A 23,792-nucleotide genomic window follows, 5' to 3' on the forward strand; every position below is an offset into this window, starting at 1 on the left:
GAACGATGAGCGATCCCGCGCGCCCGGAGCGCATAGACTTCAGCGCGTTCGAGGCCGGGCTGCGCCGGCAGCCGGCGGAGCGGGAAACGCCCCACCATAACCCGGCCATACCATCCGCGATCGCATCCAGCTCACGGCTGACCGAGGTGGAACTCACCTGGATCGAGAAAAAGCTGGAGCACTGGATGCGCTTCGGCCGCATCGCCCAGGATCGCATCCTGACGCGCAAGACCCGCGTCGTGAGCTTCCGGCCGGGCGCGATCTTCGCCTTCGTCCGCTGGTCCGCGAACGATTACGGCACGATCAGTTCGCGCATCGACATCATGCGCGCGGTGGCCACGGGCGAGCCATACACCACGTTGCCCTTCGTGCGGCCGGGCGGCGAAATTCTCCTGCATATCGAGGGCTGGCCGAAGGTCCAGCAGGTGCTCGCCGCGATCGACGCGGTGGAGACGGCGGGCGTCGATCCCTGCGACGCTGCGCCCGATCATTGGCGCCATGTCCACAACCGCATCGCCGCCGGCCTCCCACCGCGTCCCTATACGATGGAGCGCCATCGCGCCTGGCTCAAGCGCCGGGAGGTCGAGGGATGAAGCGCCGCCGCTATGTCATGACGACGGCTATCACGGCATCCGCCTTCGCGGCCTCGTTTGTTGCCATCGCGGTCGCCGATCCGCGCCCGCGCATCATCTGGAACGCCAGCGCCAGCGCGCCCATCGGCCTCTATCGCATCCATCCCGACCGCGATCCGCCCACTGGGGCATTGGTCGCCGTCACGCCGCCCGAACACCTCGCCCGCTGGTTGGCGGGGCGCGGCTATCTGCCCGAGGGCGTGCCGCTCCTGAAGCATGTCGCGGCGAAAGCCGGGCAGCGGATTTGCCGGATCGATGTCGTCGTGAGCGTCGATGGGCAGTCGGTCGCCGTGGCGCGGCAACGCGATGGTCAGGGCCGCCCGCTGCCTGTCTGGCGGGGCTGCCGGACACTCGGACCCGACGAGATGTTCCTGCTCAATCCCACCGTCCCCGACAGTCTGGACGGCCGCTATTTTGGGCCGCTCCCGACATCGACCGTCATCGGAACGGCAACGCCGGTGCACCTGCGCGCGCCGTCCCCGACAACTTCACCCCCCAGCGAAAAGGAGATCGGCCATGCCGACCAATATCTTTGAACCCTCCGGCGACGGCTATGCCGGGCGCATCCGGCTGTTCGGAATCGACGAGACGATCGTGCTTGTCGTGCTCGATTCGACCGACATCGAGAATGCGCCCGATTACCGCATCCATCTCGATGACGAGGGTGGTCCCGAGGTCGGCGCTGCGTGGAAACGGGTCGGCGAACGCGCGGGCGACTACATCGCCCTCGAGATCGACAGCCCGATTTTTCTCTCGCCGTTCCGTCCGGTGCTGTTCCGCGCCGACGACAAGGGCCGGACGTTCCGGCTGTCGTGGACGCGCCTGCGGTCGCGCGATGATCGCGCCGATCAGCCGCGGCGCTGACGCTCTCTCTTCCCCCGCAAACGAAAGGTAGACTCATGAACCAGATCACCATCGGCACGTTCCGCCGCGACAACGGCTCCTGGAAGGGCCGCATCCAGACGCTCGGTCTCGACGCGCCGATCTATCTCGCCGAGGTCGATCCCCGCGAGAACGAGGGCAAATGTCCCGACATGCGTGTCTATCTCGGCGAGAATGCCGAGGGATTCCCGATCGGCGAGGCGCGGCATCGCCCCGGTGGACCGGGCGGATTCCACATTGCGGTGCGCATCGACGGCCCGCTCTTTCCGCGACCGATCGACGCCATGCTGCTCACCGCCGGACATGGCGACGTTCATTATCTGGTCTGGAACCGCCCGCCCGAACCGGCCAGCGGAGGTTGAACGGATGCGCCGGCCTCTCCGTCATCCGTTCACCCTGGCGCTGATCGCGGTGTTCGCCGCCGCGCAGCTTCCCGTCATCGCCGCCGCGCAAACCTTGCCGGCGGAACGGGGGACGGTGAGCCACCCCTATGCCCTCCATGTCGCAGATGCCGCGCGCCGCTTCGGCATTCCCGAGGCATGGATATGGGCCGTCATGCGCATCGAAAGCAACGGCGATTCCCGCGCGGTGTCGGCGGCGGGCGCGATCGGCCTGATGCAGATCATGCCCGGCACCTGGGCGACCCTGCGCGTCCGTCATGGGCTGGGACGCGATCCCTATAACGTGCGCGACAACATCATGGCGGGCACCGCTTATCTGCGCGCGATGCACGACCGCTACGGCAACCCGACCGCCATGCTGGCCGCCTATAATGCGGGACCGGGGCGCTACGACGAATATCTGTCGCGTGGCCGCCCGCTTCCGCGAGAGACGCGCGCTTATCTCGCGAAGCTGGCGTCGGTCGCCGGCAGCGCGGGCGATATCCAGCTTGCCGCTGCCGCGCCATCCGATCCCCATGCATGGCGCCGGGCCGCATTGTTCGCCGCGCGGGCCGACGACAATCCGCCTGCGCCGGATGCCGCCCTGGATGGACACCAGGACGACCGTCCCGTTTCAGCCGATCCGCCCGCGAACAGCCTGTTCGTTGCGCTGTCGGGGCGGAGGCAGCCGTGAAGATCGCCTATGCCGATCCGCCCTATATTGGCTGCGCGCATCTCTATCGCGACCATCCCGACTATGCGGGGGAGGTCGATCACGCCGCGCTGATCGAGCGACTCCAGCGCGACTATGACGGCTGGATATTGCACGCCGCCGCGACGCCGGAATCGATCGCCGTCCTCGCGCCGCCGGTCCGTGAAACCGGCGCGCGGTGGATGGCGTGGGTCAAGGGCTTTGCCGCGTTCAAGCGCAACGTGCCGGTCGCTTATGCGTGGGAACCCGTCATCGTGAAGGCCGCGCGCAAGCCGGTGGTCAGCAAGCGGCTGGTCCTGCGCGACTGGATCGAATGCCCGATCACGCTGCGCCGCGGTCTTACCGGGGCCAAGCCCGAAGCAGTCTGCCATTGGTGCTTCGAGACGGTCGCCGCGCGTCCCGACGACACGCTCGACGACCTGTTTCCCGGCACCGGAGCCGTCGCCGAAGCGTGGCGCACCTGGCGCCTCAAATTCGCGCTGCCGGGCGATCCCGTTGCAGCATCGCCGCGGCTCGGCAGCGCGCCGTCCGCAAGCCGGCGGCAGGCCGGCGCACCATGACCGCCCCCGTTTTCAGATTGCCCGGTTGGAAGGTGGAAGTGCCTGGAAGGGCAGGAAAAAGCCGAAGGAAGGGACGGCAAGATATAAGCCGCACCCCGTTTCGCCGAAAAGCCGAGGCTTTTCCGTGGCTTCACGCGGGGGCGTCGGTCGGCGCGCGTGCCGCGCGGAAGGAAAAAGGCAGCAATATCAACGCGCCGAACGGCACCAAGGGCCGTTTTCGGCGGAAAGCGCGCCAGCCATGAGCGAGGATGGCGATTTCCGCATCCGGCCCGGCAAGGTCAGGGACAGAGGCCGTCCGGGCGGCAAGGCGCGCGGGTTTGTCGCCCAGGTGCTTCGTGTGGCCGCGCGTAGCGGTGGAGGCAGGTCGCGCGGCTGGGGCGGATCGCGCCCGCGCGGGCAATCGAACTTCGGCCGGGGCCGCACGGCCTTCGCCCGCAGCCGCCTGTTCGGATCGGGCCGGCGCGTGCTGGTCAAGATGGTGCCCGTCACCCGTATCGGCCGAGGCGGACGGCCCAGGGCACCGCTGTCCGCGCACATCGCCTATCTCAAACGCGAGGGCGTCACCCGCGATGGCTCGCCCGCGCGGATGTTCGATGCGAATGGCGACGGCGCCGATGACCGCGCCTTTACCGCGCTTGCCAAGGATGACCGGCATCATTTTCGTATCATCGTCTCGCCCGAGGATGCGGCGGACCTTTCGGACCTTCGCGAATACACCCGCGATCTCGTCCGCCAGATGGAAGCGGACCTCGGCACCCGTCTCGAATGGATCGCGGTCGATCACTGGAACACCGACAACCCGCATGTCCATCTTCTGGTGCGCGGTGTCGATGACCAGGGCGCCGATCTCGTCATGAGCCGCGATTATATCAGCCACGGTCTGCGTTCGCGCGCCGAGGAACTGGCCTGGGCCGAACTCGGCCCGAAGCCCGAACATGAAATCAGCCAGGCGCTCGACCGGGAAGTGACGGCCGAACGCTGGACGAGGCTGGATGCCGAGATCAGCCGCACGGCCGATGAGCTTGGCGTCATCGACTTGCGGCCCCAGCAGCCCGGACCCGACGATCCGCGCGTGCGTCGCCTCATGATCGGACGGCTACAGCATCTCGAAACGATGGGGCTCGCCGCCGAAACCGAACCCGGCCAATGGATCATGGCCGAAGGCGCGCAAGCGAAGCTGCGCGATCTGGGCGCACGCGGCGACATCATCCGCACCATCGGCCAGGCGTTGAAGGATCACGGCCAGGACCGGGCGCTCGACAGCTATGCGATCGTGAGCGCGCCGCCCGAAAAGCCCATCGTCGGGCGGCTGATCGACAAGGGGCTGCACGACGAACTGCGCGGCTCGGCCTATGCGGTGATCGACGGCACGGACGGACGCACCCACCATGTCCGGCTTCCAGGCATCGAGGCCCTGGAGCGCGGTCCCGCCATAGGCGGCATCGTCGAACTGCGCGTCATCGGCCGGGCCGGCGAACAGAAACCGACCCTGTTCCTTGCCACCCGCTCCGATCTCGATCTCGCCGCACAGGTGAAGGCGCCGGGCGCCACCTGGCTCGACCATCGGCTGATCGAGCGCGGGACCGGCGTTGCCGAGGGAGGCTTCGGCGCGGACGTGCGCCGGGCGATGGACGAGCGCACCGATCGTCTCGTGCGCGAGGGACTGGCGCGGCGCTATGGCGAGCGCGTCGTCTTCCAGCGGGGACTTCTCGATACGCTGCGCCGCCGTGAACTGGACGCGACCGGCGCCGAGATCGCGGGCCGGACGGGGCTCGCCTACCGGCCCACCAGTCCCGGCGACAGGATCGCCGGCACCTGCCGCCAGCGCCTCGCGCTCTCCTCCGGCCGCTTCGCCATGATCGAGAGCCTGAGCGGAGATGGGGGCCTGAGCTTCCGGCTCGTCCCCTGGTCGAACGACCTTGAGCGCCAGCTTGGCCGCCAGGTCTCCGGCATCATGCGCGACGGCGGCGGGATCGGCTGGTCATTGGGCCGCAAGCGGGGGCTGGGATTGTGATGTGTCGGCGCGTCTCAGTTCGGCCGCGAGCGGATTGCCTCGATCGGCAGCAGCATGACCAGTTCGCCGAGCGAGGTAGGGATAAACCCGTGCCGCGCATAAAACGCCGCCGCCTTTTCGTCGATCGCATGAACGATCACCGCGCGCGCACCGGCAATCTCGGCTGCCGCGGCGCAGCGCCGGAGCGCATCGGCCAGAAGATCGGCGCCAAGGCCGATGCCCTGGAACCCGGCATCAACGGCGAGCCGGCCGATCAGGAGCAGCGGCACCCGGTCGGGCATGCCGCGCCGCAGCTTCGCGGACGGCAGAGCAGCCCGCTGCTCCATCGCGGTCGTGATCGTATAGTAGCCGACCACCCGGCGCGGCTCGGCGGCATTGCAGACGACATAGGTGCGCGCCGAACTCCCCTCGCTCGCCAGCGCGCGGTCCCGCAGCCAGTCATCGAGCGAGGCATGCACGCCATTGGCGAAGCCCGCGACATCGTGATCGGCGGTCAGACGCGCGGGTGGCGTGATGCGGATGTCCGCCACGGAACCGAAAGCCCGTCAGCGTTCCCAGATCGGCTTGCGCCGCATGAGGGTCTGCAGAGCGTCGGACGGCGCGGGCGGGGCATCGAGCATGGCGAGGAATTGCTCATGCTGCTCCGCGTCGAGGAAGAAGGTGCGCTGATCGAGAATGGCGTCCTCCGCTTCGCGCCGCGCGCTGTCGAGCATGAACTCGGACAGCTTCTGACCGCGCAGCGCGGCGGCACGGGTGAGAATGGCCTTCATACCCGCCGACGCCCTGATCTGGATGACATCGTCCTTGCGGGCGGAAGCCCGCCCGTTCGGATGTGCAGGTGTCGTCTGCGCCATTGTCGCGATCCTCCGGTTGCCGGGCGTATCTGGGGTTTTGCAACGACAATGTCAATACAATCACTTTCGCAGGAGACGTCCCATGTCCGCAACGAAAATTCTCTGGGGCCAGATCACCACCGTCTTCCTGATCGTGCTGACCGCGATCTGGAGCGCAACACAATGGACGGCGGCGGCGCTGGCGTATCAGCCCGAACTTGGCGAACCCTGGCTCATGGCGCTGGGCTGGCCGGTCTATCCGCCTTACGCCTTTTTCTGGTGGTGGTTCAGCTTCGACGCCTATGCGCCCGACATTTTCCAGACCGGCGCCTGGATCGCCGCGTCGGGCGGGTTCGTGTCAATCGCGGTCGCCATCGCGATGTCGGTCTGGCGGGCGCGAGAGGCGAAGAACGCCGAGACCTACGGCTCCGCGCGCTGGGCGAGTGAGGACGAGGTGCGTGCGGCCGGGCTGCTCGGCAATGATGGCGTGGTGCTCGGCAAGCTCGGCCGCGCCTATCTGCGCCACGACGGTCCCGAGCATGTTCTGTGCTATGCGCCGACCCGTTCGGGCAAGGGCGTCGGCCTGGTGGTGCCCTCGCTCCTGACCTGGTCCGCCTCGGCGATCGTCCACGACATCAAGGGCGAGAACTGGACGCTGACCGCGGGCTTTCGCGCGCAACATGGCCGCGTCCTGCTGTTCGATCCGACTAACGCGGCGTCGGACGCTTACAATCCGCTGCTGGAGGTGCGGCGCGGCCAGTGGGAAGTGCGCGACGTGCAGAATGTGGCCGATGTGCTGGTGGACCCGGAAGGCTCGTTGGAGAAACGCAACCACTGGGAAAAGACCTCGCACTCGCTGCTGGTGGGCGCGATACTCCATGTGCTCTACGCCGAACCGGACAAGACGCTGGCCGGAGTCGCCGCCTTCCTGTCCGATCCGGCGCGCACGATCGAGCAGACGCTGGCCGCGATGATGGCGACACCGCATCTCGGCGAAGCGGGCGTGCATCCGGTGGTGGCCTCGGCCGCGCGCGAACTGCTCAACAAGAGCGACAACGAGCGGTCGGGCGTGCTCAGCACCGCCATGTCGTTTCTCGGGCTTTACCGCGATCCCGTCGTCGCGCAGGTCACGCGCGCCTGCCACTGGCGCGTCATGGATCTGGTCGCGGGCGAGCAGCCGGCGACGCTCTACCTCGTCATTCCGCCCAGCGACATCTCACGGACCAAGCCGCTCATTCGCCTCATGCTCAATCAGATCGGGCGGCGATTGACCGAGGAACTGGCCAGCGGCGCGAGGCGTCATCGCCTGCTGCTGATGCTCGATGAGTTCCCGGCGCTGGGCCGGCTCGATTTCTTCGAGTCCGCGCTGGCGTTCATGGCCGGCTATGGCCTGAAATCCTTTCTGATCGCGCAGTCGTTGAACCAGATCGAGAAAGCCTACGGGCAGGACAATTCGGTCCTCGACAATTGCCACGTCCGGGTGAGTTTCGCGACCAACAACGAGAAGACGGGAGAGCGCGTGTCGAAGGCGCTCGGCACCAGGACCGAAATGAAGGCGATGAAGAATTATGCCGGACACAGGCTCTCGCCCTGGCTCGGCCATCTGATGGTCTCGCGTTCGGAGACCGCGCGCCAGCTTCTGACCCAGGGCGAGGTCATGCAGCTTCCGTCCGACGAGGAAATCGTCATGATGTCGGGCATTCAGCCGATCCGTGCGAAGAAGGCGGCCTATTATGCCGATCCCCGTCTCGCCGCGCGGATCATGCCGCCGCCCGATCCGGCCGCATCACCACCGCGGGAGGTCCGTCCCGACGACTGGACGGGGCTCGCCGCCACGGCCGATCCCGCCGAGATCGCGGCGATCATCCGGCGCCAGGAGGATGCCGCCAACAGCGGTCTGCGCCGCGAGCCCGAGCTTCCCGATCATGTCGCCATCGTGAAGGAGACAGCGCCCGCACCGCCAGCGCAGGAATTTTCCATTGTCGAGGACGAACCCGAGGACGTCGCGCGCCAGGCTGCGGCGCGGCGACGGATGCAGGGCGTCGCACGTCAGGCGTCGCTCGATCCCCACGACGGCATCGAATTGTAGGAGGTTCCATGCGCGTCCGTCTCAACGTCTATTTTCCGCCCGAGCTGGCGAAACAGGTGAGCGAGCTAGCGATCCGCCGCCGCATCTCGCGCTCGGCGATCGTGGAAGCGGCCGTCGCCTCCTGGATGTCGCCGGACGGCGCCGACCGGATGGAGGCCGCGTTCGCGCGCCGTCTCGACCGGCTTTCGCGCCAGGTCCAGCGGCTCGAACGCAACACCGGCCTCACCACCGAGGCGCTGGCGCTGTTCGTGCGTTTCTGGCTGGCGGTCACGCCCCCGCTGCCCGATGAGGATCAGACGGCCGCCCAGGTCAAGGGGCGCAAGCGCTATGAGGGTTTTGTCGAGACGCTCGGCCGGCGCTATGCAAGCGGCAAGAGCCTGCTCGACGAAATACCGGAGGATGTCGAGCCGAAGGCGCCAGATCAACCATGACAACAGATTGGCATATTCTGCCAATAAGCTTTATGATGCCCTGCTCGTTATGGAGCTTCGCGCAATGCCGACCCGCAATGTCGTTCTGACCGACCATCAGGCCGGTCGATACGCTGGTTCGCTCAGGCCGCTATCAGAACGCCAGCGAGGTGCTGCGGGAAGGCTTGCGGCTGGTGGAACAACGCACCGCGGAAGATGCGGCCAGGCTTGAAGCCTTGAAGAAGGCAGTCGCAGCAGGTTGGGATGACATAGCGGCAGGCCGCTATGCGGATATCACTGAGGAGGGACTCGGCGACTTCATCGGCGCATTGGGCGAGCAGGCGGCAGCATCGCGGAGAATTTCTCCCATCCTGGCGCTCCCGAGCGTCTGACGACCCGCGATCCGGTCGGGACCAATCACCGGGAAGAAGCCTGCTGTCGCGCAACCAGACAGCCAGGCCTCACCGCGATAGTTGGTATTCGCGGACCAGAATCGACGCAGGGACATGCCAGGCCCGCTCGATCTTGCGGATCATCTGGAGCGAGAGCGCCCGCTTGCGAGCCAGAACCTCCGTCGCACGGGACTGGCCGATCAGGGTCGCCAGATCGGCGCGGGTGCGCCCTTCCGCTTCCATCGCCGCCTCGATCGCTTCCACCGGGTCGAGCTTGTCTACCGGCCAACGCTTGCGCTCATATTCATCGACCAGCGTCGCCAGCACATCGAGGCGGTCCTCATCGGCGCTGCCCGCTTCCGCGTTCCAGAACGCCCGGATTTCATCGACCGCCGCGCGATGGTCGTCATCGTTCTTGATTGGTCTGATTTCCATGTGCCTGTCCTTCAGAATTGATCGACGGCTTCGCCGTCGATGCGCGCCACACAGGCCGCGACTCGGTCGATCGCGATCCCGAAAGGAGCCTGACATACACAGCACGCAGAGCGCCGCCCCGCAACGCGTACGTATCTGCCGCCCCCTATACTACGCCCTGACTTAAGTGTTGCTTCGCGTGATTTCCTGTCTCTCTTGATCGACCCCTGACGCCGGGCGGCGGTTCGCCCGGCCCGATGCAGGGGCTTCGTCTTGACCGTCCACCCGATCCGTTCCGAGGCGAAGACACGCGGCGCGCGAATGCTGCGCACGGCGCTGGGACCGTCGATCGCGGCCTGGCTCGATGACAGCCAGGTGATCGAGGTGATGCTGAACCCGGACGGCCGGTTGTGGGTCGACCGGCTCGGCGAAGGGATCAGCGACACCGGCATGACGCTGGCCGCCGCGGACGGGGAGCGCATCGTGCGCCTGGTCGCCCACCATGTCGGCGTCGAGGTTCATGCCCGGTCTCCGCGCGTCTCAGCCGAACTGCCCGAGGGCGGCGAGCGGTTCGAGGGGCTGCTGCCGCCCGTGGTGGCCGCGCCGGCCTTCGCGATCCGCAAGCCCGCCGTCGCGGTGTTCACATTGGACGACTATGTGACCGCCGGGATCATGTCGTCCGCCCAGGCGGACACGCTCCGGCAGGCTGTTCCGGCCCGCGCCAACATTCTCGTGGCGGGTGGAACCGGCAGCGGGAAAACCACGCTGGTCAACGCGCTGCTCGCCGAGGTGGCGAAGACCGCCGACCGCATCGTGCTGATCGAAGATACGCGCGAACTGCAATGCGCCGCGCCCAACCTCGTCGCCATGCGGACCAAGGATGGCGTCGCCTCACTGTCCGATCTTGTCCGCTCGTCGCTGCGCCTGCGGCCCGATCGCATCCCGATCGGCGAGGTGCGCGGCGCCGAGGCGCTCGACCTGCTCAAAGCCTGGGGGACCGGCCACCCCGGCGGCATCGGCACGATCCACGCCGGGACCGCGCTCGGGGCGCTGCGGCGCATGGAGCAGCTTATCCAGGAGGCCGTGATCACGGTGCCCCGCGCGCTGCTCGCCGAGACGATCGACCTGATCGCCGTGCTGGTGCGCGACGGACACGGCCGGCGCCTCGCCGAACTGGCCCGTGTCGAAGGGCTCGACGCTGCCACCGGCGACTACCGCCTCACGCCGCTTTCCACCACCCAACCCGGAGATGAACCATGATCCATGCCATCCGGCATGGCGCACGCCGCGCCATGCTCGCCGCCACCGCCAGCGTCATCGCGCTCACCATCTCGGCGCCCGCCCATGCGGGCGGATCATCGATGCCGTGGGAAGCGCCGCTGCAATCCATCCTCGAAAGCATCGAGGGGCCGGTGGCGAAGATCGTTGCGGTCATCATCATTATCGTGACGGGGCTCACCCTCGCCTTCGGCGACACCAACGGCGGCTTCCGCCGGCTGATCCAGATCGTCTTCGGCCTCAGCATCGCGTTCGCTGCCAGTTCCTTCTTCCTCAGCTTCTTCTCGTTCGGCGGCGGGGCGCTGGTCTGATGGAAGCCGGTGAACCGATCGCGGGTTTCTATGCTCCCGTCCACCGGGCGCTGACCGAACCGATATTGTTCGGCGGCGCTCCACGCTCGCTGGCCATCGTCAACGGAACGTTGGCGGGCGCGATCGGGTTGGGCCTGCGCCTCTGGATCGCGGGCCTCGTCCTCTGGGCCATCGGCCACGCGCTGTCGGTATGGGCCGCGCGGCGCGATCCACAATTTGTGGACGTGGCCCGGCGCCATCTCAAATATCCGGCGTGGATGCAGCCATGATGAGCCTGCGCGAATACCGTGGGCATGCGGCGCATCTGGCCGACTTCCTGCCCTGGGCCGCGCTGGTCGGCGAAGGCGTTGTGCTCAACAAGGACGGGTCGTTCCAGCGCACGGCGCGGTTTCGCGGTCCCGATCTCGACAGCGCCACCCCCGCCGAGCTGGTCGCGACGACCGCACGGCTCAACAATGCGCTGCGCCGTCTGGGCTCGGGATGGGCGATCTTCGTCGAGGCGCAGCGCACCCCCGCGCTCGACTATCCCGATTCCGATTTCCCCGATCCCGTCTCGGCGCTGGTCGATATGGAGCGCCGAGAACAGTTCCGCGAGGAAGGCGCGCATTTCGAGAGCGGCTATTATCTGACGCTGCTGTGGATGCCGCCAGCGGAGGACGCCGCCCGCGCCGAAACCTGGCTCTATGAAGGCCGTTCCGGCGCGGGCGTCGATCCATGGGAATCGCTCGCGGGCTTCAAGGATCGCAGCGACCGTCTGCTCAATCTGATCGATGGCTTCGTCCCGGAAGTTCGCTGGCTCCAGACGCAAGAGACGCTGACCTACCTGCACAGCACGATCTCGACCCGCCGCCAGCGCGTGCGCGTGCCCGAGACCCCGATGCACCTCGATGCGCTGCTCGCCGACGAGCCGCTGACCGGCGGACTCGAACCGAAGCTCGGCGAGCATCATCTGCGCACGCTCACCATCGTCGGCTTCCCGAGCGTGACGTTCCCCGGCCTGCTCGACGAGCTGAACCGGCTCGCCTTCGAGTATCGCTGGTCGACCCGCGCGATTATGCTCGACAAGACCGACGCGACCAGGCTGCTCACCCGCATCCGTCGCCAGTGGTTCGCCAAGCGCAAATCGGTCGCGGCGATCCTGAAAGAGGTGATGACCAACGAGGCGAGCACACTGCTCGACAGCGACGCCTCGAACAAGGCCGCCGACGCGGACACTGCCCTGCAGGAGCTGGGCGCCGATTATGCCGGCATGGCCTACGTCACCGCGACGGTGACGGTATGGGACCGTAATCCCGCCATCGCCGCCGAGAAGCTGCGGCTGGTCGAGAAGGTCATCCAGGGCCGCGACTTCACCGTGATCCCCGAGGGGATGAACGCAATCGAGGCATGGCTGGGGAGCCTGCCCGGTCACACTTACGCCAACGTCCGCCAGCCTCCCATCTCCACTTTCAATCTCGCCCACCTGATCCCCCTGTCAGCGGTATGGGCGGGGCCGGAACGGGACGAGCATTTCGGACAGCCCCCTTTGCTCTACGCAAGGACCGAAGGCTCGACCCCGTTCCGGTTTTCCCTTCATGTCGGCGATGTCGGCCATACTCTCATCGTCGGTCCCACGGGCGCGGGCAAGTCGGTGCTGCTGGCGTTGATGGCGATGCAGTTCCGCCGCTACGCGAATGCCCAGGTCTTCGCCTTCGACTTCGGCGGCTCGATCCGCGCCGCCGCGCTCGCCATGGGCGGCGACTGGCAGGATTTGGGCGGCGGTCTGTCCGACGATGCCGATACCGGCGTCCAGTTGCAGCCGCTCGCGCGGATCGACGATCCTGCCGAACGGGCATGGGCGGCCGAATGGCTGGCAGCGATCCTCGCCAGCGAAGGCGTTGCGGTCGATCCGCAGGCCAAGGAGCATATCTGGTCGGCGCTGGGGTCGCTCGCCTCCGCGCCCCAATCCGAACGCACGCTGACCGGCCTTGCCGTGCTGCTCCAGAGCCAGCAGCTCAAGCAGGCGCTGGCCCCATACTGCATCGGCGGGCCATGGGGCCGGCTGCTCGATGCCGAAGACGAACGGCTGGGTGACGCATCGGTTCAGGCGTTCGAGACCGAGGGGCTGGTCGGCGCGGGAGCGGCCGCCGCCGTGCTCTCCTACCTGTTCCACCGGATCGAAGGGCGGCTGGACGGCTCGCCGACGCTGATCATCATCGACGAGGGCTGGCTGGTGCTCGACAGCCCCGCCTTCGCCGCGCAGCTGCGCGAATGGCTGAAGACGCTGCGCAAGAAGAACGCCAGCGTCATCTTTGCCACGCAGAGTCTCGCCGACATCGAAACCTCGGCCATCGCGCCGGCCATCATCGAATCCTGCCCGACGCGCATCTTCCTGCCCAACGAGCGCGCGGCCGAGCCGCAGATCGCGGCGATCTACGAGCGGTTCGGGCTTAACGCCCGCCAGATCGAAATCCTTGGGCACGCGACGCCCAAGCGGGATTATTATTGCCAGTCGCGGCGGGGAAACCGCCTGTTCGAGCTGGGGCTGGGCGAGGTCGCGCTCGCCTTCACCGCCGCGTCGTCGAAGACCGATCAACTCGCCATTGCCGACATCATCGAGACCCACGGGGCATCCGCGTTCGCCGCGCAATGGCTGCGGCATCGCGGCTGCGCCTGGGCCGTCGAACTGCTGCCCGAACCGGCATCCGGCCGCCAGCCCGAATTTCCTCTCACGTCCGACATGGAGATTTCATCATGAAACTGCCTCCCATCCGCCGCGCCCTTATGATCGGCGTTCTCACCACGTCGGCCGTAATCGGCATCGCCGCGACCACACCCGCGCACGCGCAGTTCGGCGGGGTCGTCTATGATCCCACCAACTACGCGCAGAACGTGCTGACCGCCGCGCGGTCGCTGCAACAGATCAACAACCAGATCACGCAAATCCAGAGCCAAGCGTCGAGCCTGATCAACGAGGCGCGCAACCTTGCCAACCTGCCGCTCTCGACGGTGGACACGCTTCAGCAGCAGGTCCGGCAGACCCAGCAGTTGCTCGGCGAGGCGCAGCGTATCGCCTGGGACGTGCAGGACATCCAGCAGACGTTCAACGGACGATATAGGGGCGCGGGTCTCACCGGCACCAATGCGCAGATGATCGCCAACGCCGATGCCCGCTGGGAGGACAGCGTCGGCGCGTTTCAGGATGCGCTGAAAGTGCAGGCCGGCGTGGTCGGCAATATCGACGGCGCACGCACGACGATGAACAGTCTGGTCACGGCCAGCCAGTCGGCGACCGGCGCGCTCCAGGCGGCGCAGGCGGGCAACCAGCTTCTCGCCCTGCAATCGCAGCAGCTCGCCGACCTCACCGCCGCGGTCGCCGCGCAGGGCCGGGCGCAGGCGCTCGACGCCGCGCGTCAGACCGCGATCGAGGCGGAGGGGCGCGAACGCTTCCGCCGCTTCTTCGGGCGGAACTGACATGATCTCGCGCAACGCGAAGATCGCCGGGATAGCCGCGCTCGCGGGCATCATGTTCGTCGTGGCGGTCGAGACCTTCCGCGAACCGGGCGACATGCCGCTCGACGCGGTCCTGCCGCTGCTCGACGAAGGCGAGGCGCGGACGCTGCTGGCGCGCGAACTCGAACGCTGCGCCGCGCTCACCATGCCCGACAAGGATTGCGAGACGGCATGGGCGGAAAACCGCCGGCGCTTCTTCGGAAGGGATAGCGCCGTCCCCGCGCCGGCCGAGGCTGGCCCGGTTTCCGCCGCCGACAATAGCGCGGCGAGCGATGACAGCCGGGCGAACGAGGCGATCCGGCCGGACCTACCCGGCAATTATGTCCCCGCCGATCGGGCCGGGACCGCCGCGCCATGAGCGATACAGGGATTGTCGATACCTTCCTCGACACCTTCAGCACCTATATCGATTCAGGGTTCGGCCTGCTCGGCGGCGAGGTCGGCTTCCTGTCGTCCACCCTGATCGCGATCGACGTGACCATTGCCGGACTGTTCTGGGCCTGGGGCACCGACGAGGACGTGATCCAGCGTCTGGTGAAGAAGACGCTCTATATCGGCGCCTTTGCTTTCATCATCGGCAATTTCCAGACGCTCGCCACCATCGTCTTCGACAGCTTCGCCAATCTGGGCCTCAAGGCCAGCGGTGACAAGCTCAGTCTCGCCGAGTTCATGAAACCCGGCACCATCGCCGCCAAGGGACTGGATGCGGCGCAGCCGCTGATCGATGCGACCGAGGCGTTCAACAGCCTCTGGGCGGTGTTCGCCAATCTCGCGATCATCGCCGTGCTGCTGCTTTCCTATCTGGTCGTCGTCCTCGCCTTCTTCATCATCGCCATTCAGGTCTTCATCGCGGTGATCGAGTTCAAGCTGGTGACGCTGGCCGGGTTCGTCCTGCTGCCCTTCGCCTTCTGGAACCGCACCGCGTTCATGGCCGAAAAGGTGCTCGGCCATATCGTTTCTTCCGGCATCAAGGTGCTGGTGCTCGCGGTCATCACCGGGATCGGAACCGCGCTGTTCAGCACGTTCACGGTCGCGGTCGGTGCTGATCCCACGGCGCGGGACGTGCTGTCGATCGCGCTCGGCGCGCTGTCTCTGCTCGGCCTTGCGATCTTCGGTCCCGGTATCGCCAACGGCATCGTCTCGGGCGGGCCGCAGCTCGGCGCGGGCGCCGCCGCCGGAACCGCGCTGGCGGTGGGCGGCGCGCTGGCCGGTGGCGCGGCGGCGGCAAAGCTGGGTGTTGGTGCTGCCGGTTCGACCATGGCGGCCGGCGGCAGGATGGGCGCTGCGGCGGCACGCGGCGGCGCCCGGATGGCTGGCGGCGCTGCGGGCGCCTACAGCGTCGGCGCGCTCGGCAAGAGCGGCGCGGGCGCGGTGGCGGGCGGCATGGCCGCTGTCGGGCAGAAGGCGGCGGGTGCGGTCGCCAGCGCCGCGATGTCGCCGCTACGCAAGGCGGCCGCATCGATGAAGGACAATTATCGTTCGGGCGCCCGGGCGGGGATGGGGGCGGCCTCACAGGCAACGGCAGCCGCGACTTCGGCCGCATCGCCATCCGCGGCCGCGCAGCCCGCATGGGCCGCGCGCATGAAGAACCGCCAGTCCGCCGCGCACGGCGCGACCGTCCTCGCCCACACCATGAAGGCGGGCGACAGCCAGGGCGGCGGCGGTGCTCCCGACATCAGGGAAAAGGAGTGATCGCCGATGTTCCGCAGACCTTCCATCCGCTACAGCCAGATGCTCGAAGCTGTGACGCCGTATCAGCGCGCCGCGCAAGTGTGGGACGACCGCATCGGTTCCGCCCGCGTGCAGGCGCGGAACTGGCGGCTTGCCTTCTTCGGATGCCTTGCCCTGTCCGGGGGCCTTGCGGGCGGGTTGGTCTGGCAATCCGCGCGCGGGCATATCGTGCCGTGGGTGGTCGAGGTCGACCGGCTCGGCGAAGCGCAAGCGGTCGCCCCGGCCGAAGCGGGCTACCGGCCGACCGATCCGCAGATCGCGTTCCATCTCGCGCGCTTTATCGAACAAGTGCGCGCGATCCCGGCCGATCCGGTCATCATCCGCCAGAACTGGCTGCGCGCCTACGACTTCACCACAGACAAGGGGACATTGGCGCTCAACGACTATGCGCGCGCTAACGATCCGTTCGCCAATGTCGGACGGGTCCAGGTCGCGGTGGATGTGTCGAGCGTGATCCGGGCATCGCCCGAGTCTTTCCGCGTCGCATGGACCGAGCGGCGCTATCAGGACGGCAATCTGGCCGCGACGACACGCTGGTCGGCGATCCTCACCGTCGTCGTGCAGCCGCCGCGCACCCCCGACGCGCTGCGCAAGAATCCGCTGGGCGTCTTCGTCAATGCTCTCAACTGGTCGAAGGAACTGACCCAATGAGAAATCCGTGCTTGTGCAAGGCCGCCATGCCCGCCTTGCTCCTCTCCGCATCCATGCTCGGCGCCTGCGCCACCACATCGGCGAAGACGGCCGATACCGGGCAGATCGAGATCGCCGCGTCCCCCGCGCCCGAGCCGCCGCGCGCGGTCGAGGTGGTGGCGATCCCCGAGCCGCTGCCGCTGCCCGGCCAGTTGAAGCCGGTTACGGCCAGCGCGCGGCGTCCCGAGTCCGCCGATCCACGCCAGCGCATCGGCGCGGCCAATGCCGCCGCCCGCATCCAGCCCACCCGCGATGGCTATGTGAACGCGATCCAGCAATATCCCTGGGCCGAAGGCGCGCTCTATCAGGTCTATGCCGCGCCCGGCCAGGTGACGGACATCGCGCTTCAGGAAGGCGAGCAGCTCGTCGGGCCGGGGCCGGTCGCTGCGGGCGATACCGTGCGCTGGATCATCGGCGATACGGTGAGCGGCGCCGGTCCAACGGCGCGTGTCCACATCCTCGTGAAGCCGAGCCGGCCGGACATTTCCACTAACCTCGTCATCAATACCGACCGGCGCACCTACCATCTGGAACTACGCGCCACGCCTTCGACATACATGGCGTCGGTGTCGTGGACCTATCCCCATGACCAGTTGATCGCGCTACGCCGCGCGAATGCGGCAGCGGCAACAGCCGCGCCGGTCACGGCGGGCCTCGATCTCTCCGCGCTCGATTTCCGCTACCGGATCGAGGGCGACCGCGTGTCATGGAAGCCCGCCCGTGCGTTCGACGATGGGCAGCAGGTGTTCATCGAGTTTCCTCACCAGATCGCGCAGGGCGAGATGCCGCCGCTGTTCGTGACCGGCGCCGCCGGGGACGCCGAACTGGTCAATTACCGCGTGCAGGGCCGCTATATGGTCGTGGACCGCCTGTTCGCCGCCGCCGAACTGCGGCTCGGCGACAAGCGCACCGCGCGGCGCGTGCGCATCCTGCGCGAAGATGCGCGAAGGGGGCGGCCGTGAGCGATCCCGCCATCACGGCACCCGCAGGGCCGGCCACCGCACCGGCAGCGCCACAGCCACAGCCCGGACCCACCAATCCCGCCGCCTTCCAGCTTCGCGGCCCGACGCCGCGTGTCATGCGCCTGTCGAGAAAGGCGCTGGCCACGCTTGGCGTCGTCGCGGGGCTCGGGATCGGCGGATCGCTCTGGTATGCGCTCGCACCCAGGGGAGAAAAGGCGGCAACGGAACTCTACAACACCGACAGCCGCGCCGCCTCGGAGACCATCACCTCGGGGCCGAAGGATTATAGCCGGGCGCCCAAACTCGGCGAGCCGCTCCCCGGCGATCTCGGGCGCCCGATCCTGTCTGCACAGCAGCGTGGGGAGAATGTGCCTGTTCCATCCATGGGAGCCGGACAGCCCGATCCGCGCGCGCAGGCCGAGGAAGCTGCCCGCCAGCGCATCGCCCAGGAGCGCGACGCCGCTCGCACCAGCACGGTATTCCTCGGCGGTGGTGGCGTCGGGGCAGCCGGGATGCCGATCATGCCCGCGCTTCCCGGCCTCGCCACGGCTGATGCAGCCACCCCGCCGCCAGCCGAAGCCGCACAGACCGACCAAAGCGCGAAGCGGGTCTTCATGGCGCAGGCATCCAGCCAGCGCACGGTGAGCGCCGAGCGGCTGACCGCGCCGGCCTCGCCCAACATCATCCAGGCCGGGAGCATCATCCCCGCCGCGCTGATCACAGGCATCCGTTCCGATCTTCCGGGGCAGATCACCGCGCAGGTGACGCAGAACGTCTATGACAGCATCACCGGGCGCATCCTGCTCATTCCGCAGGGCGCGCGGCTGATCGGCGAATATGACAGCGAAGTGGCAGCCGGGCAGAATCGCGTGCTGCTAGCCTGGGATCGGCTGATCATGCCGGATGGCCGCTCGATCATCCTCGAACGCCAGCCCGGCGCCGATGCCGCGGGCTACGCCGGCTTACAGGACCGCGTGAACCAGCATTGGGGCAACCTGCTCAAAGCCGCCGCCGTCTCGACGCTGCTCGGCGTCGGGGCCGAACTGGGCGCGGACAGCGACGACGATCTGATCCGTGCGCTGCGGCGCGGCTCGCAGGACACCGTCAACCAGACGGGCCAGCAGATCGTGCGGCGGCAACTGAATGTCCAGCCGACGCTCACCATCCGGCCGGGGCATCCGCTCAGGATTGTTCTGACTCGCGATCTTGTGCTCGACCCCATTGGAGGCAGCCGATGACGAAACTCAAGCTGGGACCGCTGGCCGATGATCGGCCCGTCAAGCTGTCGGTCGAACTGCCCGCTGCCGTGCACCGTGATCTCATCTTGTATGCCGATGCGCTGGCCGCAGAGACCGGGCAACAGCCAGTCCCACCGGAGAAGCTCGTCGTACCGATGCTCGTCCGGTTCATGGCGACAGATCGGGCGTTCGCCAAAGCACGGCGCGCGCAGGGGAACTGATGGTGTCGACGGCCTGTCTTATTTGCCGAAGAACCGCTTGTGCCGTGCCTGGGCATCTGCCTCTGTTACAGCCATGTCCGCGTTGAAACACTCGTCGCCGCGCACCGTCCCTTCCGCGCATTGTGCCATGACTTGCCGCGCCTCGTCGAGATGCGCCGCAAAATACTGCTTGCCGCGCGGTTCGGCCGGAACCGGCGAGGCGGGTGGGCCGGCAACGATAGCCGTCTGTTCGACCGGCGCGATCAGAGGCCGCAGCACGAAGCCCGCGCCGAACCCGATGATCAGCGCGACCAGAACGATGATGAGTGTTCTGCCTTGTGTCACGACGATTTCCTTTCCCAAGTGTGTCAAATGAGGCGGCCCGTTGGTTGCGATCGGGCCGGTTAACGTCGTATGTCTCTCCCAGCGCTGTGGCTCAGGGAATATCGAAGGCGAGCGCGTAGCGATCGCGCACAAAGGCCAGGAACCGCCGCAATGCGGGGTTGCCATTATCCGTTCGCCAATAGCCCGAAAAGACGATCAATGCGGCGCCCTGCTCGCCATGCACAGGCCGATAGACCACATCGGGGTAGCGCGCGCCGGTTCCGCCCTCACATATGATCGAAAGCCCGATCCCACCGCCCAACGTGCTCAATATACCCTCGCGGCTGACATGGTGCATCCTGACGTCGGGCTGGACGCCGGCAACCGACAAACGGCCTGTCAGCATATCGCGGATTTCCGGGCCGGGGTCGGCGGCCGGCAACAGGAAACGCTCGCGGCGCAAATCCGTCCAATAAAGCGGATTGTGATCAGCCAAAGGGTGATGGGCCGGCAAAGCGACCATCACTCGCTCGCTCCAGAGTGCCTCATGCCGGAAACCGTCAAAACTGGCGTCGCCGACCAGGATGGCGATGTCGATCTCGCCCGTATCGAGGCCAGCGAACAGTGCGCTTCGACCGGCCTCGACCCCGTCCAGTTCAACATCGGGATGGGCGTTGCGCCAACCCAGCATCGTCGCCCGCAGATGGCCGGCCGAGATGGCGTTATTGTGCCCCACCGTCAACCCGCCGGCGCGGCCTTGCCCGGCCGCGCGCATAGCCCTCACCATCTTGTCGGCGCTCGCGATCATCGCGCGGGCGCTATGGATGAAGTGGGTGCCAGCGATGGTTGTGGTGACGCCGGCGCGGGAACGGTTGAAAATCTCGCCGTTTACCACACGCTCTAGCTTGAGGATGTTCCTGCTCAGCGTAGACTGCTCCACCCCCAGCACACGGGCCGCCCGATAAAAACTGCCATGATCGGCCGCCGCAATGGCGTAGCGAAGCTGTCGGATATCGAATGGCATCCTTTTCCCTTTGTTCTTAGCGCCTTATTTGTTGTTTGCCGAGCCTCCGCGAACGAGCAATCTTTTGCCTCCGCCACAGATGTGTCCATCACGGGTACGAACTCCCGGGCAGGATCAGCTTTGATGATTGGAAAAAGCGCCTTGCAAGTCCGACTTCGCAACGTCATGCATGCAAAGGACGATATTCCAAGGAATGTCACGCTGGCACGTGGATTTGCGACTAGCAGGGATCGCTGTGCAAGTCCTATGAATGGGAGCAATCGCGCCACAGTGGACATGACCGGATCGGGAAAGCTTTTCAGAACATTGAGGCGCTGTTACAGCGTTCGCCGAAAACGAGGCCTGGCCAAAGTCTACCGTCCAATTTTCCCCATCGCCCCTCCAGCGCAGTTTGTTAAAAATAGAGGTGACGTGCCGTCCGCTATTGCTGATGGCGCGAGTGACGGGGCTCGAACCCGCGACCTCCGGCGTGACAGGCCGGCGCTCTAACCAACTGAGCTACACCCGCAATGTGTCAGGATTGAATAGTTCCGACAGATCGTCTCGTCAATAAAAAACATAATTAATATTTATAATCTGCAATCATAATTCTATGAGATACAGAAAAAATTCCCGAACAGATGAAGCGATCGGGTTGCATTGCTAAATATTAAACGGATATACCTTGCATTATCAGGCACAATTACTCAGTACTGGTTTTTCGTACTTATTTACCTTTCGCAGTCATTGTTTCTATGGCGAGACATAATCTTATCAAACGCAGGTCTTACCGGAAGCGAAAATTCCTGATTGGCGATGACTTCCGACTGCGTTCGTATCCTACGGCTAACCGTAATGGTTGCTATCAGGTCGTTTTACGCTCACGATGATCTGGAGGACATCGAGGTGATTGGGCGCCGTAAATTTCGACCACCTTGCAGAGCCTGGCCATGTGCCAGGCTTCAAGCTTATCCATAAAATAGCCGCTACCGCCTCCACGAGCGATGCCGAGTTCGAAGCCACATTCGCGCAATCCGGCTCGCGCCCTGTCTGCCAGCATCTTAATCGATGCCGCCTTGCACCCCATAAGCTGAGTCATTTTCCTTTCTGAAACCGCTTGTCCCTGCATCTCCATCAAGATCTGAACAAACCTAGCTGGGCCGGGGCTGTCGATCTGGAGAAACTGGCGGATATTCTCTACAGAAACCGAAGGGGTAGGGAGTTTGAGCGCCTCCAACGACCGATCGAGTGCTCCCGCCCGTTCGATGAACTGCCGCAGCGTTTGCACGAGCTGCGTCAGGGTGTTGACGAGTTCAGCAAAATCGTCGGCGTTGAAGCAATTGCCCTGACCCTCACGTCCGGGAAACTCCAGCGTTGTTCGATCAATGTTGCGATCGCGATGGTACATTCCATTGCTCCACAGGAAATATAACGACATTTGAATCGTCGGAGGCTGCATTCGATACATCGACGGTATTGAGACAACGGCTCGCTTTGTTGCAGAAGTGCTCCGCCCCATTGGCGATATGTGGGATCAGGCTTTGGGCGCCCGATCCATCCCGGACCGCATAGAACCGTTCCAGTTCATAGAGCAGCGCTGCATAACAGGCGCGTTCGGGCGCGATCGCCCTGATCTCCGGCCGGATTTCGCCGGCGAAGGACAGCGCTGCTTTAATCCGTTGCTCCGAATTTCTGCCTTGTGGCCATCCAGCTCCAACCGGCTCCCATCGCCAGCGCGCCCAATTGCAGATGACTGGGCTCTCCTGGGCGACACCGACCAGGCGCTTCTCGAGTCCCGGCAAGACCAGTTGCCGCGGAAGCCGGTCTACCCCGTCCAAAATCGAAGGCCAATATTCATGGATTTTGTCGATCGATCGGCTTGCCTCCCCTTCCGTGATGAAAAGTCGCAGATATCGCCAGTCAATGATCGCCAGCCTCTCCGCGAGGCGCGGGCTACCACGATCATATCGCTCGATAAGGTCGGCAGGCAGGTCGCAGGCCAGCAATTGTTGCCGCAACGTCGGCAGGATGGCCGCTTTTTCTTTGGGCTCGAGCCATCGAAAATCCTGTTCCAGACGGAACATCGTCGCACGATGCCGATCAACATCATGCATGCCCAGAAATGGCGGAGCGGGCCAATGATCGGCTGAAACTGCCAGCAGCTCCCGCTCATGTTCTGCAAGGCTCTGAAGGGAATGGTGGAACAGTTTCACAAGAAAGGGTCGCTGTTCCCCCTCTGGGGCTGATCTCACTGTCGCATATATGAGTTTCCCATTTTCAACGGCGCGGAACTCCGGGTTGACGGCGGCGGGAAAGGCGGGATCATATTGTTTTGAAAGAGGCGCGAGCCATCGCCGGATCTCGACATTGATCAGCAGAGCGTGAAAACCGTCAGCGCTCTTGACCTTGGGATACCAGGGGGCTTCTGAGTCGAAGAGGACCCGGAGCCGTTCGCTCTGGGAAGTCAGCGTATCGAGTAGTCGATAAGCTACAGCACAAAAGATCAATGCCTGTCGCGCCAGCAGGACCGAGATGAAAATAATCGTCAGGTGCGGTACGGTGCCGCGCCACAGATCGATTGCGACCCAGCTGATGACATAAAGAAACGCGCCACCCGACCAGAGTTTGCTCGCGATTTCGGGAGAAAGCGACCGTTGCGATCCAAGTTCGGAAGATGCTCCGTACCGCACCGCTATCGAACCCGCACCACAAAAGGTCAGCAGAGCAAGAAGCAGCAAGGGATATGTGTGGGCAAGCCAGATGATCACTAGAACGATGCATAGTATCAATCCAAGCAGGTGGAGGAGATACCGATAATAGCGAACAGCGTGATCGTGATGGCGGTCGAACAGACCGACTTTCCGGTGCTGGCGACAAATATGATCCGCGCCGCTGCGATAGATTCGCCTGATCAGCGTTTCCATCCCCAGATGGAACAGAAAAAAGCCCAGCGCGGCCCCGCCCAGGAGCGCGACAAGCTCATCGCGCTCATAGTGCCGGAGAAACGAGGGGAGAAGTTGTGATATCCGGCCTGAGCCAAGGATTATCAATATCTTCCACGGCAATAGCAGAGATACCAGCAAGCCCGCCTGCGAAGCTATGAAGGCGATGGCAAAAATCAGGACATGGCCAGGTGTCTCTTCAATCAGGGTCCGATAGGCAAGGAGCAAGTCATGCCGTGGCTTCGTGCGATTCCCTGCGTGGTTCGCGGATAGCGGCTGTCCGGCTGAAGATCGGTCAAACAT

28 protein-coding genes and 1 tRNA gene are annotated in these 23,792 nt (G+C 65.5%); 21 read left to right on the forward strand and 8 right to left on the reverse strand.

The features are described 5' to 3' along the window. Positions 1-5: 5 nt before the first annotated feature. From ATN00_RS10320 to ATN00_RS10350, 7 genes are all read left to right on the forward strand, one after another. Positions 6-593 carry a DUF2840 domain-containing protein gene (locus tag ATN00_RS10320; protein ID WP_082635175.1) on the forward strand — a complete coding sequence of 196 codons (588 nt, stop codon included), beginning with the start codon at positions 6-8 and terminating at the stop codon, positions 591-593. Continuing rightward, positions 590-1,168 (forward strand): S26 family signal peptidase, encoded by a 579-nt coding sequence (locus ATN00_RS10325; protein ID WP_062064427.1) that lies wholly within the window; start codon positions 590-592, stop codon positions 1,166-1,168. The genes ATN00_RS10320 and ATN00_RS10325 overlap by 4 nt, the downstream gene beginning before the upstream one ends. Continuing rightward, a complete protein-coding gene (locus tag ATN00_RS10330; protein WP_062064429.1) occupies positions 1,149-1,496 on the forward strand; it encodes a DUF736 domain-containing protein in 348 nt (115 codons plus the stop codon). The genes ATN00_RS10325 and ATN00_RS10330 overlap by 20 nt, the downstream gene beginning before the upstream one ends. A 35-nt stretch (positions 1,497-1,531) precedes the next feature. After that, complete coding sequence (locus tag ATN00_RS10335; RefSeq protein WP_062064431.1) at positions 1,532-1,876, forward strand: DUF736 domain-containing protein; 345 nt, start codon at positions 1,532-1,534, stop codon at positions 1,874-1,876. A gap of 4 nt (positions 1,877-1,880) precedes the next feature. After that, positions 1,881-2,588, forward strand: coding sequence for a lytic transglycosylase domain-containing protein (locus ATN00_RS10340; RefSeq protein WP_062064433.1), 708 nt, complete (start codon positions 1,881-1,883; stop codon positions 2,586-2,588). After that, positions 2,585-3,166 (forward strand): hypothetical protein, encoded by a 582-nt coding sequence (locus tag ATN00_RS10345; RefSeq protein ID WP_062064435.1) that lies wholly within the window; start codon positions 2,585-2,587, stop codon positions 3,164-3,166. Before ATN00_RS10340 ends, ATN00_RS10345 begins: the two co-directional genes overlap by 4 nt. A gap of 238 nt (positions 3,167-3,404) precedes the next feature. Beyond that, positions 3,405-5,180, forward strand: coding sequence for a relaxase/mobilization nuclease domain-containing protein (locus tag ATN00_RS10350; protein ID WP_062064436.1), 1,776 nt, complete (start codon positions 3,405-3,407; stop codon positions 5,178-5,180). A 14-nt stretch (positions 5,181-5,194) separates the two neighbouring features. Here ATN00_RS10350 and ATN00_RS10355 read toward each other — a convergent pair whose 3' ends face one another. Together ATN00_RS10355 and ATN00_RS10360 are read right to left on the reverse strand one after the other, a co-directional pair. Then, positions 5,195-5,710 carry a GNAT family N-acetyltransferase gene (locus ATN00_RS10355; protein ID WP_062064438.1) on the reverse strand — a complete coding sequence of 172 codons (516 nt, stop codon included), beginning with the start codon at positions 5,708-5,710 and terminating at the stop codon, positions 5,195-5,197. 15 nt (positions 5,711-5,725) lie between these two features. Further along, entirely contained in the window at positions 5,726-6,034 is a 309-nt protein-coding gene (locus ATN00_RS10360) for a type II toxin-antitoxin system TacA family antitoxin (RefSeq protein WP_062064445.1), read from the reverse strand. A gap of 82 nt (positions 6,035-6,116) precedes the next feature. On the opposite strand from ATN00_RS10360, the gene ATN00_RS10365 reads away from it, so the two are divergent. The 3 genes from ATN00_RS10365 to ATN00_RS10375 all read left to right on the forward strand — a co-directional run bounded on the left by ATN00_RS10365 (position 6,117) and on the right by ATN00_RS10375 (position 8,904). Further along, positions 6,117-8,102 carry a conjugal transfer protein TraG gene (locus tag ATN00_RS10365; RefSeq protein ID WP_062064447.1) on the forward strand — a complete coding sequence of 662 codons (1,986 nt, stop codon included), beginning with the start codon at positions 6,117-6,119 and terminating at the stop codon, positions 8,100-8,102. Between the two features lie 8 nt (positions 8,103-8,110). After that, on the forward strand, positions 8,111-8,533 hold the full coding sequence (locus ATN00_RS10370; RefSeq protein WP_062064448.1) for a ribbon-helix-helix domain-containing protein: 423 nt from the start codon (positions 8,111-8,113) through the stop codon (positions 8,531-8,533). 113 nt (positions 8,534-8,646) lie between these two features. Further along, positions 8,647-8,904, forward strand: a complete 258-nt coding sequence (locus ATN00_RS10375) for a type II toxin-antitoxin system ParD family antitoxin (RefSeq protein WP_257541981.1) — start codon at positions 8,647-8,649, stop codon at positions 8,902-8,904. Positions 8,905-8,973: 69 nt separating this feature from the next. Here the strand turns inward: ATN00_RS10375 and ATN00_RS10380 are convergent, their stop codons facing one another. Continuing rightward, a complete protein-coding gene (locus tag ATN00_RS10380) occupies positions 8,974-9,339 on the reverse strand; it encodes a helix-turn-helix domain-containing protein (RefSeq protein WP_062064450.1) in 366 nt (121 codons plus the stop codon). Positions 9,340-9,591: 252 nt separating this feature from the next. Here ATN00_RS10380 and trbB point away from each other — a divergent pair, with 252 nt between their 5' ends. Genes trbB through ATN00_RS10435 form a run of 11 tightly spaced genes read left to right on the forward strand, consistent with a single transcriptional unit; the run spans position 9,592 to position 19,241 of the window. After that, positions 9,592-10,578, forward strand: coding sequence for a P-type conjugative transfer ATPase TrbB (gene trbB / locus ATN00_RS10385; RefSeq protein WP_062064452.1), 987 nt, complete (start codon positions 9,592-9,594; stop codon positions 10,576-10,578). Then, a complete protein-coding gene (locus ATN00_RS10390) occupies positions 10,575-10,907 on the forward strand; it encodes a TrbC/VirB2 family type IV secretion system protein (RefSeq protein ID WP_062064454.1) in 333 nt (110 codons plus the stop codon). Before trbB ends, ATN00_RS10390 begins: the two co-directional genes overlap by 4 nt. Beyond that, positions 10,907-11,176 carry a VirB3 family type IV secretion system protein gene (locus ATN00_RS10395; protein ID WP_062064456.1) on the forward strand — a complete coding sequence of 90 codons (270 nt, stop codon included), beginning with the start codon at positions 10,907-10,909 and terminating at the stop codon, positions 11,174-11,176. The genes ATN00_RS10390 and ATN00_RS10395 overlap by 1 nt, the downstream gene beginning before the upstream one ends. Next, the gene (gene trbE / locus ATN00_RS10400; RefSeq protein WP_062064457.1) at positions 11,173-13,644 is read left to right on the forward strand and encodes a conjugal transfer protein TrbE; all 2,472 of its coding nucleotides are present in this window, start codon (positions 11,173-11,175) and stop codon (positions 13,642-13,644) included. Before ATN00_RS10395 ends, trbE begins: the two co-directional genes overlap by 4 nt. Continuing rightward, a complete protein-coding gene (gene trbJ, locus ATN00_RS10405) occupies positions 13,641-14,360 on the forward strand; it encodes a P-type conjugative transfer protein TrbJ (RefSeq protein WP_062064460.1) in 720 nt (239 codons plus the stop codon). Before trbE ends, trbJ begins: the two co-directional genes overlap by 4 nt. A gap of 1 nt (position 14,361) precedes the next feature. After that, complete coding sequence (gene trbK-alt / locus ATN00_RS10410; protein ID WP_231746250.1) at positions 14,362-14,757, forward strand: putative entry exclusion protein TrbK-alt; 396 nt, start codon at positions 14,362-14,364, stop codon at positions 14,755-14,757. Then, positions 14,754-16,091, forward strand: a complete 1,338-nt coding sequence (gene trbL / locus ATN00_RS10415; RefSeq protein WP_062064462.1) for a P-type conjugative transfer protein TrbL — start codon at positions 14,754-14,756, stop codon at positions 16,089-16,091. Before trbK-alt ends, trbL begins: the two co-directional genes overlap by 4 nt. A 6-nt stretch (positions 16,092-16,097) precedes the next feature. Beyond that, complete coding sequence (trbF, locus tag ATN00_RS10420; RefSeq protein WP_062064464.1) at positions 16,098-16,781, forward strand: conjugal transfer protein TrbF; 684 nt, start codon at positions 16,098-16,100, stop codon at positions 16,779-16,781. Further along, positions 16,778-17,782 (forward strand): P-type conjugative transfer protein TrbG, encoded by a 1,005-nt coding sequence (gene trbG, locus ATN00_RS10425; RefSeq protein WP_062064466.1) that lies wholly within the window; start codon positions 16,778-16,780, stop codon positions 17,780-17,782. The genes trbF and trbG overlap by 4 nt, the downstream gene beginning before the upstream one ends. Continuing rightward, a complete protein-coding gene (locus tag ATN00_RS10430) occupies positions 17,779-19,020 on the forward strand; it encodes a TraB/TrbI/VirB10 family type IV secretion system protein (RefSeq protein WP_062064468.1) in 1,242 nt (413 codons plus the stop codon). Before trbG ends, ATN00_RS10430 begins: the two co-directional genes overlap by 4 nt. Next, entirely contained in the window at positions 19,017-19,241 is a 225-nt protein-coding gene (locus tag ATN00_RS10435; protein ID WP_062064469.1) for a DUF2274 domain-containing protein, read from the forward strand. Before ATN00_RS10430 ends, ATN00_RS10435 begins: the two co-directional genes overlap by 4 nt. A gap of 18 nt (positions 19,242-19,259) precedes the next feature. Here the strand turns inward: ATN00_RS10435 and ATN00_RS10440 are convergent, their stop codons facing one another. The 5 genes from ATN00_RS10440 to ATN00_RS10460 all read right to left on the reverse strand — a co-directional run bounded on the left by ATN00_RS10440 (position 19,260) and on the right by ATN00_RS10460 (position 23,792). Next, a complete protein-coding gene (locus ATN00_RS10440) occupies positions 19,260-19,565 on the reverse strand; it encodes a hypothetical protein (protein ID WP_062064470.1) in 306 nt (101 codons plus the stop codon). Between the two features lie 91 nt (positions 19,566-19,656). Next, positions 19,657-20,568: a LysR family transcriptional regulator gene (locus tag ATN00_RS10445; protein ID WP_082635177.1), complete on the reverse strand. Its 912-nt coding sequence runs from the start codon at positions 20,566-20,568 to the stop codon at positions 19,657-19,659. Positions 20,569-20,999: 431 nt separating this feature from the next. Continuing rightward, a tRNA-Asp gene (locus ATN00_RS10450) sits at positions 21,000-21,076 on the reverse strand. A 336-nt stretch (positions 21,077-21,412) separates the two neighbouring features. Beyond that, complete coding sequence (locus tag ATN00_RS10455) at positions 21,413-21,955, reverse strand: hypothetical protein (RefSeq protein ID WP_062064472.1); 543 nt, start codon at positions 21,953-21,955, stop codon at positions 21,413-21,415. Next, positions 21,930-23,792, reverse strand: a complete 1,863-nt coding sequence (locus ATN00_RS10460; protein WP_062064474.1) for a hypothetical protein — start codon at positions 23,790-23,792, stop codon at positions 21,930-21,932. The genes ATN00_RS10455 and ATN00_RS10460 overlap by 26 nt, the downstream gene beginning before the upstream one ends.

Source organism: Sphingobium baderi, from assembly GCF_001456115.1.
Classification (GTDB): Bacteria; Pseudomonadota; Alphaproteobacteria; order Sphingomonadales; family Sphingomonadaceae; genus Sphingobium; species Sphingobium baderi_A.